Consider the following 13,115-nt stretch of genomic DNA (forward strand, 5'->3'; position numbering starts at 1 on the left):
CAACCGGATCCGAATAGTGCTATACTCCTAAAAAAAGAGGTGCCCTGATGATTTTGGAATTTATGCGTGATGATCACCGCAGCTGTGATTGTTTGTATGCTGATTGCGAGAGTGCGCTGCTGGCAAAAGAGGTTGAAAAAGGGAGAGACCTTTTTTCCCGATTTTCCGAAACAACCCTGCACCATTTCGACATGGAAGAGAGAGAGCTCTTTATCACCTTCGAAAAACGGACGGGGATGATGGGGGGGCCGACCCAGATGATGCGGTATGAACATCAGCAGCTGCGCAGCCTTCTTGAATCGATGAAATTAGCGTTAAATGAAAACCGTTTCAACGATTTTTTCGGTATCGGAGAATCGATGATGATCATGCTTCAGCAGCACAACATGAAAGAGGAGCAGATGCTCTATCCGATGATCGACCGCGCATTGGGGAGTGATGCACAGCTGATGGTTCAAACCCTCAAAGCGATGGATCAATGATCCTCCTCGATACCCGCGAACTGGATCATCCTCTGCCGCTAGAGATGGCGGTCGATGCGTTTAAACGGTTGAGCGGTTCGGAGGTGATCCACATGGTGAACCGGCGCGAACCCCTCCCTTTGTATATCATCATCACCCAAAACGGCGGAAAATACCGCTCATTCAACGATGCGGACGGAGTCTGGCATATCTACATCACCCGGGATCTTGCCCTCGATTTGGAATCCTACCGTGTTTAATCAAGGGTTGTCACTCGATCAGGCCCCCCCGATCTCCGTCGTCTTGCGCTTTTTCATGAGCGTCCCCTTATTCGGCCTACTCCTGAGCGCATTGATGGGGTTTGCCCCCATCGAAATCCTCACCCCAAACCACCCCTTATCGCTTGCCGCCATCCATCTGATGTTTCTGGGGATCATTACAATGAGTATGATCGGTGCACTGTTTCAGATGCAAAGCGTCTTGGGGGGGCGTCCGATCCCCTATCCGGTCGGAAACGGCTGGATTATTCACACCCTTTTTACGATCGGCGTCCTCTCTCTGGCAGGGGCGTTTGTTTTTGATCTCCCCCCTTTGTTTGTCATTGCCGCAGTAATGCTGGGAGCCGCCGTCCTCTATGCCGCCAACCTCGTCCTCCCTCTCCTCTTCGGAGGCATCACCCACGATACCCTCAGAGGGATGAGACTCTCCCTGATCGCGCTCGCATTGACGGCTATTTTGGGGATTATCATGGCGGTCTCGTATGCCAATGCCACATTCTCCCCTTCGCACGATACGATCCGAACTTCCCACTATTCACTCGGGCTGATCGGATGGATTGCTCCCTTGATCATCGCCGTTGCGTTTCAGGTCGTCGAAATGTTTTACGTCACAACCCCCTATAGCCCCTGGTGCAAACAAAACGTTTTTCGGATCATCGCCGGGTCACTTCTGCTGAAGATACTTTTTCTTTTTTTGACACTCCCTTATCTTTGGGTCTTTGACATGATGGTAGCGGCATTGTTCACCGGATTTGTTGTCACGACAGCACTCCGGCTACGGATGCGCAAACGGCGTGTTAGCGATGTGAGTATCTGGTTTTGGGGGATGGGGATTGCCTTGCTTCAGCTCGCGCTGATTTTTCATATCGGCTATCTGTGGAGCGGTAACCTCCTCGCCGAATCGATCGCCCTGATCGCATTCTCCCTCTTTGCCCTCTCCATCATTTTAGGGATGATGAGTAAAATCGTCCCATTTTTAGTCTGGTTTCATCTTAGCGCACAAGGGTTCATGGATGCCCCCATCATGTCCAATGTTATCCCTCAAAATCGTTCGAAAGGGGTTTTTTGGCTCTTTCTCATTACCGCCGCTTTCGCCGTCATCTCGCCGCTTTATCCTCTCGCCTTGAGCGTCTCTGGAGGCTTTGGAGCCATGATGTTCACTTTGCTACTGGCAAACCTTCTCGGCGCACGGCGTCTCTATCACCGCACCCTCACTCACGGAACCCGCTTTGAGCAGTTGTAATCAACAAAAGCTTCCACCGCCGACTCCGCCTCACTCTCCATCGGGCTTTCGGTAGGAGTTGCGTCCATCAGGGCCATCCCCCGTACCTGCATCGGTACGACTCGCGGTACAGCGCCGAAATGGATGGATGCCGTTTCGCACACCATCCCCGTCTCTTTGGAAAACACTCTCCCCTGCGTTTCCGCCCGGCGTAAAAGCTCCAGACGAAGCTTATTTTGCGTTTCCCGTTCCAGCAGTGCACTCACGCCCCAACTCAATGCCCCCTGATTCTTTCGGACGGTAGAGGAACGGACCTTATCAATCGCGGTGTTCACCTCATTGTACTGATCGATACTCAAAAATTCGCATCCGAAGGTAAGATACCCGCTGTAGCCGATAAATTCCTGAGTATTCTCTTTATACCGGTAACGGGGAGAGAGGGTATACCCTCCCCCATGACAATAGCGTCCGCTCGGATCGATCCGTTTCATTTCAGCGACGATGATGTTGAGATGATCTTTGATCGTGTTTTGGTTTTTCCCCTCCTCCTCAAAACTGAGGCCTCCTCGCAAAACGTCCGGTTTCAGAAGCGCCGATACTTGGACATTCAGACCGATAGTCATCGCCTCCGCCAATACCGGCAACAAAAACACGCTCATCCTCCATCCCCATTTATTCATAATCACCCCTTTAATTATCTGATGTTACGCCCTAAAGCTACCCGCATCTTTCGGATGCGGGAGATTATTATGCGCTTTGCGTATCAAATTCTTTGCCATCCCCCGAAAGATAAACAAATGAAACGGAAACATACTGTACCAATAAAGCCTCCCCAACAGACCGTGGGGATAAAAATAGGCGGTTTGGTAGAGTTTATTTTCTTTAATAAGAAATTCGAGCCACGCTTTTCCCGGCAGCTTCATCTGGGCAAACAACAAAAGCCTCTTGTTCTCTTGAAAATCGACCACCTTCCAAAAATCGACACTGTCACCGAGACGAAGGATTTTGGGGTCCCGTCTGCCGCGCGAAAGGCCATATCCGCCAAACAGCTTGTCGATGACGCCGCGCACCTTCCATAACAGCTCATACCCAAACCATCCGTTATTACCGCCGACGGAGCAGATCGTGGCGAACAGCTTCTCTTCGGGTATCCCTTCCAAAGGGATGATCTGCCGATCGGTAAACACGGCGTCCGCCAAATCGGAGTGATTAACCTCCCACGCTTCACCCGATGCGTCCGACCATCGGCTGATGATCTGGGTATGTTTAATCTCTTCGACGGCGGCTTTGACCGCTTCGTCATACCGCATCGGTATGATCGTCGAAAAGAGCGTTGAAGCGTGATCGTTTTTCACCAATACTTCGCTCTTCAGCCCCTCGATCAGCGCCGAAGCGACCGAGTAGGGGACAGGAGTCATCAGCGTGAGCCAGTACGAAGAGAGTTTCGGTGAAAAAAACGGCACGGGGATCAATGTCCGTTTCAATCCCACGGCGCGTGCGTATCCGAGGAGAAGATTTTTGTAACTCATCATCTCGCTTCCGATATCGATCACACAACTCTCCTCCGTATTCAACTTCGATGCCTGCGCCAAATATTCGATCACATCACGTTCTGCACTCGGTTGGCACAGGGTGTTGACCCATTGGGGGGTGATCATAAACGGGAGCTTCTCGACCAGATTTCGGATGATCTCGAAACTCGCCGATCCCGATCCGATGATAACCCCGGCACGGAACCATAGTGTCTGAATACTCTCGGGTCGAGAGCTGAGAATTTCCCCCGTCTCGATACGGCTAAGCAGATGTTCACTCGCACTCTCTTTTTCCCCGAGACCGCCCAGATAAATGATCCGTTTCACCTTGTTTTGGATACATGCGTCGAGAAAATTGCGGGCACTTTTCTGATCCAGTTCCCGGTAATTATCCGACCCCATCGAATGGATCAGATAATAGGCACAATCAATTCCCCTGAGTGCTTTATCCAGACTCTCACGATCAAAGGTATTCCCCTCGACCACCTCCACTTTTTCTCGCTGGGTAACACTCTGTCCTTGTTTGACAAACAACCGCAGGGTAACATCCCCATCGTTCAACAAACGATGCTTCAGCCGTCTACCGATATAACCCGTTGCCCCCGTCAATAATATCGTCACGGATCCCCCTTTTTCACTCATTCACATCATTGTAGCGAATCCGTCGGACAATTTATTCTCCAAACGCTATAATGATTCCCGATTCGTTTTAGGCGGACCGAAAAGGGGTATAACAGTATGGAACCGATAGTGATTCAAAACAGCGTCCTTTCGTTGGTACTGGGATTTTTGATCGGCTTACAGCGCGAAATGCATGTCATTTACGCCAACAAAACCAAAGATTTCGGAGGGGCCCGTACCTTTTCGATGATTGCCCTTTTTGGCTATCTTGCCTCCTGGTTTTCATCCTATTCCCCCTATTTTCTTGCCGTTGCGACTGCCATTACGGGATTACTGCTCATTGCGGCGTATCTCATTAACAGTTTTTCGGCGCCCGACAAGGGGGCGACGACCGAATTTTCGGCACTTGTCACCTTTATCATCGGAGCGATGCTCCCCTACGTCCCCACCATTTTTCCCGTGTTTTTGACCATGGTCGTTTTGCTCATCCTCAATCTCAAAGACAAAATCCAGGAATACGAACAAACTCTCACCAAAAAAGATCTCAGTGCCGCGATCTTGTTTATGATCATGACCTTTGCGATCCTCCCGATCATCCCCGACAGAGCGATCGATGCGGGAGGATTCGTCAACCTCTACCGTATCTGGATCATGGTCGTTCTCGTGGCGGGAATCTCCTTTTTCGGCTATATCGCCATCCGCTTTTTCGGAGCGACCCACGGGATCGTTGCCGCAGGTCTGATGGGCGGGCTTGTCTCTTCGACCGCCGTGGCGATGAGTATGGCCCGACGGGTCCATGAAAACGGTTTTTTAGCCAAAAATCTCGCCATCGGAATCGCATTGGCCTCCTCCATGATGCTGATTCGTGCCGGCTTCGAGATGTGGATCATCAATCCTCCTCTGATCACCCCCTTTATCCTCCCCATTACCGCCGGTTCGGTTATGGGATTCGTTTATATCGGGATGCTTTACCTCACGACCAAACGCGAACCGATTACCCAGAATATCATCTTTAAAAACCCTTTCGATCTCAAAGAGGCTTTATTGATGGGGGTGATTTTCGGGATCACCCTCGCTTTGATCAAAGTCGCCAATCAATATGCCGGGGATATGGGTGTTTACGCCGTTGCCTCCCTCTCGGGGGTTGCCGATGTCGATGCGATCATCCTCTCCCTCTCCTCTTTAGCCAAAAACTCTCTGGATGCAACCACCGCCCATTATGCGATTATCATTGCCATCATTACCAATACCCTTGCCAAAACGGCTCTGGTCCTTTTTTTGGGGAATGCAACGCTGTTTCGTTTTGTATTCACCTACTACCTTATCTCAATCGGCACCTTTTCGATAACGGCAATGATGACTTTTTAATGTTTGTGGTTAATATGGCTATTTTATTTGATCTTCTATTTCACTTTATCGATGCATCCTTCAAACCGGGACGAAATTCGCATGCGGGCGGATGCACCAAAGCCGAAGGGGGCAATCAAAACTGATTTTATCATCCCGCCTGAAATCCGGTCTCCATCGGCATAAATCACAATCTAATCACATACTCTCCGCATAAAAACACCCAATGCATCATCAACGTTGTTTAACGTTAAAAATACCGAAAGATCCTCTGTTTTTGGGGAAAAATATCACAAAAACAGAGGACTTTGCCCAGAAAAAGAGTTAAAATACCCCTACTTTTTATCACAGAACACTACGCCATCACCAAGGGGAAAAATGCGTCACTTTACACTGCACTATGCGAATAACGCGACACTCGTCCGCTGGCTTGAATCGTGTTCTCTCACCCCCTCTGAATCGCAATTAATCCAAATTTTCAACACCCTTGCCGATCCGGAACTTTTACGCCGGATCACGGCGACGATCTATGAATTCTTTCCCAATGCCACCATTATCGGAACAACGACATCCGGGGAGATTTTCAGGGGAGAGACCCCGAAGAAACAGATTCTCATCTCCCTCTGCACATTCGATCAGATCACCCTCCACCGTATCCATCTCACCGGAGACGATCTCATCATGAATGAGGAAAAAGCCAAACTCGAAGAAGAGTTGATCGAAAGCAACAAAAATCTCCGCTCTCAGCACATCTTTTTGGAAACACTCCTCGAAAACTCCCCCATACCGATCTATCATAAAAGCATAGAGGGGATCTATCTGGGGTGCAACAGTGCCTTCGCCGATATCATCGGTCTGGATAAAAACGAGTTTATCGGTAAAAATGTTTTTGATATCGCCCTCCCCGAATTTGCACTCACCTGCTCCGCCAAAGATCAGGAGCTTCTGGCCTGTCCGCAGAGTACGCAGGTGTATGAATATCAACTCCAGAATCAAATAACCGATGAGATGCGTGACGGTATTTTTTACAAACGGGCCTATTGCAACGAAAAGGAGGAGGTGGTCGGGATCATCGGCAGCTTTATCGACATTACCGAGCGCAAGAGAGCGGAAAACGAGTTTTTCAAACTCTCCCAAGCGGTGGAGCAAAGCCCCGCCTCCATCATTATTACCGATCTCATGGGAAACATCGAGTATGCCAATACCAATTTTTACACTATCAACGGCTACTCTCCCGACGAGGTGATCGGCCAAAATCCCCGATTGTTTCAATCGGGAAAAACACCCCGATCCACCTATGAAAGTTTATGGAACCACCTCCGCCGACACGAAAAATGGCACGGCGAGTTCATCAACCGCAGCAAAGACGGAACCGAATACATCCAATCGGTCAATATCTCCCCCATTTTTCAACCCGACGGCAAGATTACCCACTATATGGCGATCGAAGAGGATATCACCGAAAAAAAACGTTCCGAAGAGCAAATCTACCATCTGGCCAATTTCGATTCGCTCACCGGATTGCCCAACCGTGCCCAGCTCCAAAATTATTTTAACCATACCCTGAACCTCTCCAAGCGAAACAACACCCCTTTTGTCGTCATGTTTCTGGACCTTGATCATTTCAAAGAGATCAACGATACCCTCGGCCATACGATCGGAGACAGGATGCTGGTCGAATCCGCCAAACGGTTTAGATCGCTGATCAGCGACGTCGATATCGTCGCCCGGTTGGGGGGAGACGAATTTATCATTGTCCTTTCCGATACCGATGCCCACGGAGCCGAGCGGCTCCTCCAAAAGCTCTTCGAAGCCATCAGCCACCCCTATCACATCGAACAGTACGGCTTAAACATATCGGCTTCCGTCGGTATCGCCATCTACCCGACCGACGGCAAAGATATCGAAACCCTCTCCAAAAACGCCGATACGGCAATGTACCGTGCCAAGCAGGAGGGGCGCAACGGCTACCGATTTTTTACCGAAGAGATGCAGACCTCATCGTTACGCAATCTCCGATTGAACAATGCCCTCCGTAACGCTTTAAAAAACAACGAGTTTCATCTCCTCTACCAGCCCCAGATTTCCATACAAGCGGGGAAAGTGATCGGGGCCGAAGCGCTGATCCGCTGGAATCATCCGGAGCTGGGCAACGTCTCTCCCGCCGAGTTCATCCCCGTAGCCGAAGAGAACGGACTCATTTTGCCGATCGGAGAGTGGGTATTGCGCACCGCCATAGCGCAGGTGAGAGAGTGGATGGAGGGGGGGCAATCTCCGATCGTCATGTCGGTCAACCTCTCAACCGTCCAGTTTCGTCATCACGATCTCCCCAACCTCGTTTCGCGCATTTTGCATGAGAACAACGTCCCCGCAGAGTATCTCGAACTCGAACTGACCGAAAGCATGGCCACACACAACCCCCACTCGGCCATCACGATCATGAACAACTTTCACGCGCGCGGCATCCGGATGTCGATCGATGATTTCGGAACCGGATACTCGTCGCTGAGCTACCTCAAACAATTCAAAATCTATAAACTCAAGATCGATCAATCGTTCGTCCGCGACATCACGACCGACGCCGACGATAAAGCGATCGTCAGTGCCGTGATTAATATGGCCCACAGCCTCGGTCTCCAAACGATCGCCGAGGGGGTAGAGACCCTCGAACAGCTCCGCTACCTTCGCGAACAGGGGTGCGACGAGATACAAGGGTACTATTTCAGCAAACCGATCAAAGCCGATCTGTTTAAAACGTTTGTAGCGACCTACCTTCCCTTAGACGCTGCCCGATAAGATGCGGGCATAAGCAATAGCGCTACTATTCTTTTCGTTTTTGACGCTCTTCTTTTAATAACGTTGTCAAGAGGGCAAAGACATCTTTGCTCGCCGTTTCTGCCTCTTTGAAATAGGTCATTACATTTTTTGCTTCCGGTATACAGGTGCCGGTTTCAACACAACGAATGGCACTATGGATACGATCATGTACTATTTTATGCGGGCTATCAAGCTTAGAATAGCTCGGGACTTTTCCAAAAATTTCCTTCCCTTTGCCGGTATCGTACCATTGACCGAGTCTGCATCCGTGATGATCCGCAAACTGACCGTCAATACGATTTAAGAAAACGGCTTTGTACCCACGTGATTTAAAGAGAAAATGGTCAAGTTTGACCAAAATGATAAACACTGAGTATAAAACATCCAAAGAATCATTGTCAATATCAATGGTACGATTCTGAAGTTCATTCAATGAGGATTGAAAACGGCTCAGCTTCTCTGTCGAGGAGGAGGAGATACTCTCCATAGAGCTGGAACGTTCATAAATTTCTGTCGCATTTTGTTTCAGACTTTGAACGCTCATCGCAACCTCTTGGGTCGCTTTTTGTGTACGTTCCGCCAGTTTTCGAACTTCATCGGCAACGACGGCAAAGCCTCGTCCGTGTTCACCGGCTCGTGCTGCTTCGATAGCGGCATTGAGTGCGAGAAGATTGGTTTGATCGGAAATGTCTTTGATCAGATTAATAACGGAACTGATGGACCCTACGCTGTCATTGAGTTGAGACACTGACGTGTAGTTATTATTAATGTTAATAACCAAATCTTGCTGCGTCTTTAATAAATCAACAATCTCTTCATTAATCTCATTGGATGCGGTACGATTACATTGATTTAATTGTGCGATTTCTTCAAGCTCTTTGACATTCTCGATTAGATCCTGTTGTAACAGCGACATATCATTTTCTGAACCATCCACAAGATTTTGCGTTAGATTATGGATGAGATAGAATAATCCTTTTTCATCCTCGGCTTTCTTTACGTCGCTTTCAAGCCGTCTGTTCTCTTCAAAAAGCTTTTCGCGTTGTTTCTCAAGCTCTGCAACTTGAGATTTCAATGCATCAATCTCTTCCAGCCACTCTTTCTTTTTATTAAACATTATCCGATTTTTCCTTTTATCTATACTTTTTATTTTAACATTTTTATTTAAAAATAATCTAATAAATAATCACGTATCGTGACATTTGTGTCATTTTATTGTATCGAGGAGTACCGTATCGGATTAAATAGGACACATTTCGGTCGCAGTCATAAAAATTGTCTCTTGGAAATAGATCGATAGGGGATATTAGGGGGGTATGGCGGACAGTTAGGGGTTCGAACCCTAGATAGGTTGCCCTATACACGCGTTCCAGGCGTGCGCCTTCGACCACTCGGCCAACTGTCCATAAATAAGTGGAGACGGAATTATAGTCAATCTAATCTCAATATTCTATTAAACACTGATATTATGCACTTTTCGGGCAAAGCCCGTAAAGTGGCAGGGGACAATATGTCCCCTGCACCCCCCCTAAAGCTACCCGCATCTTTCGGATGCGGGAGATTAACTCCCCTGTAATACCGTCTATCTTTAACTGTACATGCGCATTTTGTCATCCCGTACTTGATACGGGATCCATTTCTTGCATTGGATTTTGTGTCGTAGCACGGATTGACGAGAGTATGCCTAGTTCATAAAGTTTGGTATTAGTTCCCCTTGACGCACTTGCTAGGGCAAGGTGCATAAGGTCCGTTATTCAAATATCCCCCCGAACTATTCCTATGAGAGTTCATGCGGAACTCTCAAACGTGCTTTGAGTAAAGCCCAAAGCACTACGCTGGCCGCTATGGCACTAAATCTTGCCTCTTTGAGGCAGAAGGCAGGGTATAATCATCGTATACCATTACAAGAGAGAGCCATGCGCCCGGAAGAACGTTTTCATCCCATCAGCGACGATTTTCGCTCCCCCTATGCCCGTGACCGCGACCGGATCATCCACTCCGGAAGCTTTCGCCGACTTGAGTACAAAACACAGGTGTTTCTCAATTCGCAGGGGGATTTTTTCCGCACCCGCCTCACCCACAGCATCGAAGTGAGCCAAATCGCCCGTTCCATCTGTTCTCATCTCGGATTACAAGAATCACTGGCCGAAAGCATCGCCCTCGCCCACGATCTGGGGCACACCCCGTTCGGACACATCGGCGGTGATACCCTCGATGAGTGTTTGAAAAAAAGGGGGTTCACCCACGGCTTTGAACATAATTTCCAGAGTTTCCGGGTCGTAACGCTGTTGGAACAGCGGTATAAAGCTTTTTTAGGGTTGAACCTCACCTACGCGACACTCGAGGGGATACTCAAACACTCCTACCCCTATGCCAAATCCTTTCTCCCCCCATCCGTGAGCGACGTGTTTGATCTGGGGACCCACCCCAGTATCGAGGCAATGATCGTCGACCGTGCCGATGAGATCGCCTACATCAGCCACGATATTGATGATGGCATTGCATCGGGACTTATCTCCTTTGATACCCTTCGCTCCAGCGAACTGATCCGGACAATCCTCGATAAAGTCTACGAAGAGGGGATCCGCGAAGAGGAAGACGAAATGTTCCGTTACCGTTTTAGTTCCCATCTCATCAACCATCTGGTCTATTCGCTCCTCGCCTACTCGCGGGATAAAATCGATAACAGCCGTGTGTTAGCCTCCGTGCTCCCCTCAGCGCAGCCGATCGGAATCGGATTTGACCCGGCGCTGGAGACGCAGATCAAAAAACTCAAAAAAACACTGCATCAAGAGCTCTACCAACACAAACTCATCGTTCGAAAAATGTTTGCGGGAAAACAGGCGATTATCGGCCTCTTCAATGCCCTTAGCGAAGAGCCCAAGATGCTTCCGCACTATTATCTCGAACAATGCGACCGACGAAACCCGCACCGCGTCATCAGCGACTACATCGCCAGCATGTCCGACCGCTACGCGATGAAACTCTATAACGAACTCTACGGGAGAGAGTAACCCAAGCGCGCACCCGCTCTGCGTTTCCCTCAAAAAATCTCGTAATCTTATCATCACGCTCCTCCATCCGGAGGGGAGAGATGCCCTATTATTATTTCAATTTCGTAACAATTTATTATATTTTTGTTTCATTTTTGTAATCCTAAACCAATAGAATCTTGCTGAAATTCATTTACCCGGCAAAGGTTACCATGCGCTTCATGCACCGTTTCGACCCGACCGCTCTCGAAAACACCCGACTCAACGACAAAGTCAATTATCTGGTAAAGCTCACGCAGCTACTCGCCATCAGTGCCATCATCGCCGGGGTCATCGGAATGCTCATCTCCAACTTTTCGATCCGTTCGCTGAATGAAAATTCTCTCGAACCGCTGGGGCAGCTGAGACTCATCAAAGAGTCGTTTGAGCAGAAAGTTCTGGTTTCCGCACGCGACATTGCGGAGGGAAAAATAACCGACTATAAAAAAGTTGAAAACGAACTCGTTCTTGAACGAGAAAAAATCAATACGGCATGGAAAATCTATACGTCGGGGCAGCTGACGCAAGAGGAGCGGGAGCTTTTAGCCGATACCGACAAATATCTCACCCTATCGATTCGCAGTCTGGACCGGCTGACTCTGGCCATCCATAATAAACAGCTGATGGAGGTTATCTCATGGACAACCGACGACGCCCCCTACACGGTCTCAGAGCTGACCCCGATGCTCAACAAACTGATGCAGACCCAAATCGTCAACGCGCAACATCTTTACTCAACGACCCAAATCCAATTTTTAGTCATTTTATTTCTGATTATTTCGATCAGTATCGCGGGGGCGATGATCGTCAAAAAAATGGTGCAGCGGGTCGTACAGGATATCACTCATCCCTTCAGCGATCTCATCTCCCAGTCCAATGCACTGGCGAACCAGAAACTCGATGAACCCTTCATTTGGACGCGGAGCGATGAGATCGGACAAGTGGGAAAAAGTTTCGAGCTCTCCCGTCAAGCGCTTCACCACTCTTTCGAATTGATCCGGAAAAACAATCTGGAACTCGAACAGATCAACACGCTGGTCCGCAGCAGTATCAATTATGCCAGCCGGATCCAACGCTCCTTCCTCCCCGATCCCCGAATGCTGAACCATTTTTCCAATGATGCGTTTATCATCTGGAATCCGAAAGACGTCATCGGCGGGGACTGCTACTGGGTAGACAAGACCGACAAAGGTTTTTTTGTCGCCATCATCGACTGTACGGGGCATGGTGTTCCCGGTGCGCTGATGACGTTTGTCGTCATCTCGATACTCGATCGTCTCCTCTCCCACCACCGCCATCTCGAAGATCCCGCATCGCTGCTCAGCCAGATGAATCGGCTGGTCAAAGAGACCCTCGGTCAATACGATTCATCCAGCGAATCCAACGACGGCATGGACGGAGCTTTTTGTTATATTGATCTGGAAAACGACCAAATCACCTTTGCGGGGGCGAACACCCCGCTTCTCTACACAGAGGAGGGGCACCTGCACCATATCCGGCCCGATAAACACAGTCTGGGATACGTTCACAGCGATATGAATCTGACGTTCACCAATCATACCTTGAAGCTAAAAAAAGGGATGCGTTTTTACCTGACAACCGACGGGATGATCGATCAGATCGGCGGTCCGAAACGGATTGCCTACGGCAAGAAAAGGTTGATGGAGACGATTCAGGAAGTGCATCAATTACCGATGCAGCAGCAGCAAGAGATCATTCTGGAACGCTATTACAGCTACAAGGGAGATGAATCACAGCGGGACGACAACACGATGATCGCGTTTCAAATTTAACACTACCGGAGA

The 13,115-nt window shown here is 49.0% G+C and carries 11 protein-coding genes, 1 tRNA gene and 1 pseudogene; 8 read left to right on the forward strand and 5 right to left on the reverse strand.

The features are described from left to right. Positions 1-47 precede the first annotated feature (47 nt). Genes M0P91_RS01850 through M0P91_RS01860 form a run of 3 tightly spaced genes read left to right on the forward strand, consistent with a single transcriptional unit; the run spans position 48 to position 1,982 of the window. A complete protein-coding gene (locus M0P91_RS01850) occupies positions 48-482 on the forward strand; it encodes a hemerythrin domain-containing protein (RefSeq protein ID WP_295063677.1) in 435 nt (144 codons plus the stop codon). Further along, entirely contained in the window at positions 479-721 is a 243-nt protein-coding gene (locus M0P91_RS01855; protein WP_295063680.1) for a DUF2249 domain-containing protein, read from the forward strand. The genes M0P91_RS01850 and M0P91_RS01855 overlap by 4 nt, the downstream gene beginning before the upstream one ends. After that, the gene (locus M0P91_RS01860; protein WP_295063683.1) at positions 714-1,982 is read left to right on the forward strand and encodes a hypothetical protein; all 1,269 of its coding nucleotides are present in this window, start codon (positions 714-716) and stop codon (positions 1,980-1,982) included. The genes M0P91_RS01855 and M0P91_RS01860 overlap by 8 nt, the downstream gene beginning before the upstream one ends. Here the strand turns inward: M0P91_RS01860 and M0P91_RS01865 are convergent. Together M0P91_RS01865 and M0P91_RS01870 are read right to left on the reverse strand one after the other, a co-directional pair. Then, positions 1,955-2,641, reverse strand: a complete 687-nt coding sequence (locus M0P91_RS01865) for an SIMPL domain-containing protein (protein WP_295063686.1) — start codon at positions 2,639-2,641, stop codon at positions 1,955-1,957. The two genes, M0P91_RS01860 and M0P91_RS01865, sit on opposite strands and share 28 nt — an antisense overlap. 24 nt (positions 2,642-2,665) lie before the next feature. Further along, positions 2,666-4,114 carry an SDR family oxidoreductase gene (locus M0P91_RS01870; protein ID WP_295063689.1) on the reverse strand — a complete coding sequence of 483 codons (1,449 nt, stop codon included), beginning with the start codon at positions 4,112-4,114 and terminating at the stop codon, positions 2,666-2,668. 117 nt (positions 4,115-4,231) lie between these two features. Here M0P91_RS01870 and M0P91_RS01875 point away from each other — a divergent pair, with 117 nt between their 5' ends. The 3 genes from M0P91_RS01875 to M0P91_RS01885 all read left to right on the forward strand — a co-directional run bounded on the left by M0P91_RS01875 (position 4,232) and on the right by M0P91_RS01885 (position 8,257). Continuing rightward, complete coding sequence (locus M0P91_RS01875; protein WP_295063691.1) at positions 4,232-5,482, forward strand: MgtC/SapB family protein; 1,251 nt, start codon at positions 4,232-4,234, stop codon at positions 5,480-5,482. Beyond that, on the forward strand, positions 5,482-5,607 hold the full coding sequence (locus M0P91_RS01880) for a hypothetical protein (protein WP_295063693.1): 126 nt from the start codon (positions 5,482-5,484) through the stop codon (positions 5,605-5,607). The genes M0P91_RS01875 and M0P91_RS01880 overlap by 1 nt, the downstream gene beginning before the upstream one ends. Before the next feature lie 232 nt (positions 5,608-5,839). After that, the gene (locus M0P91_RS01885; RefSeq protein WP_295063695.1) at positions 5,840-8,257 is read left to right on the forward strand and encodes an EAL domain-containing protein; all 2,418 of its coding nucleotides are present in this window, start codon (positions 5,840-5,842) and stop codon (positions 8,255-8,257) included. Positions 8,258-8,282: 25 nt separating this feature from the next. Here M0P91_RS01885 and M0P91_RS01890 read toward each other — a convergent pair whose 3' ends face one another. The 3 genes and pseudogenes from M0P91_RS01890 to M0P91_RS01900 all read right to left on the reverse strand — a co-directional run bounded on the left by M0P91_RS01890 (position 8,283) and on the right by M0P91_RS01900 (position 9,683). Then, entirely contained in the window at positions 8,283-8,648 is a 366-nt protein-coding gene (locus M0P91_RS01890; protein ID WP_295063982.1) for a CZB domain-containing protein, read from the reverse strand. Between the two features lie 36 nt (positions 8,649-8,684). Beyond that, positions 8,685-9,395: pseudogene (locus M0P91_RS01895) on the reverse strand (methyl-accepting chemotaxis protein); the annotation flags it as partial. A gap of 200 nt (positions 9,396-9,595) precedes the next feature. Then, a tRNA-Ser gene (locus M0P91_RS01900) sits at positions 9,596-9,683 on the reverse strand. A 511-nt stretch (positions 9,684-10,194) separates the two neighbouring features. Between M0P91_RS01900 and dgt the strand changes: the two genes are divergently transcribed. Both dgt and M0P91_RS01910 read left to right on the forward strand, forming a co-directional pair. Next, positions 10,195-11,292: a dGTP triphosphohydrolase gene (dgt, locus tag M0P91_RS01905; RefSeq protein WP_295063698.1), complete on the forward strand. Its 1,098-nt coding sequence runs from the start codon at positions 10,195-10,197 to the stop codon at positions 11,290-11,292. Positions 11,293-11,492: 200 nt separating this feature from the next. Continuing rightward, a complete protein-coding gene (locus tag M0P91_RS01910; protein ID WP_295063701.1) occupies positions 11,493-13,103 on the forward strand; it encodes a SpoIIE family protein phosphatase in 1,611 nt (536 codons plus the stop codon). The last annotated feature ends 12 nt before the right edge of the window (positions 13,104-13,115 follow it).

It is taken from the genome of Sulfuricurvum sp., from assembly GCF_023229695.1.
Taxonomy (GTDB): Bacteria; Campylobacterota; Campylobacteria; order Campylobacterales; family Sulfurimonadaceae; genus Sulfuricurvum.

Bases quoted from the DNA above. Each gene is read 5' to 3' on its own strand.
- M0P91_RS01875 (WP_295063691.1), top strand. From the start codon at position 4,232: ATGGAACCGATAGTGATTCAAAACAGCGTCCTTTCGTTGGTACTGGGA.
- dgt (WP_295063698.1), top strand. From the start codon at position 10,195: ATGCGCCCGGAAGAACGTTTTCATCCCATCAGCGACGATTTTCGCTCC.
- M0P91_RS01855 (WP_295063680.1), top strand. From the start codon at position 479: ATGATCCTCCTCGATACCCGCGAACTGGATCATCCTCTGCCGCTAGAG.
- M0P91_RS01910 (WP_295063701.1), top strand. From the start codon at position 11,493: ATGCACCGTTTCGACCCGACCGCTCTCGAAAACACCCGACTCAACGAC.
- M0P91_RS01850 (WP_295063677.1), top strand. From the start codon at position 48: ATGATTTTGGAATTTATGCGTGATGATCACCGCAGCTGTGATTGTTTG.
- M0P91_RS01880 (WP_295063693.1), top strand. From the start codon at position 5,482: ATGTTTGTGGTTAATATGGCTATTTTATTTGATCTTCTATTTCACTTT.
- M0P91_RS01885 (WP_295063695.1), top strand. From the start codon at position 5,840: ATGCGTCACTTTACACTGCACTATGCGAATAACGCGACACTCGTCCGC.
- M0P91_RS01865 (WP_295063686.1), bottom strand. From the start codon at position 2,641: ATGAATAAATGGGGATGGAGGATGAGCGTGTTTTTGTTGCCGGTATTG.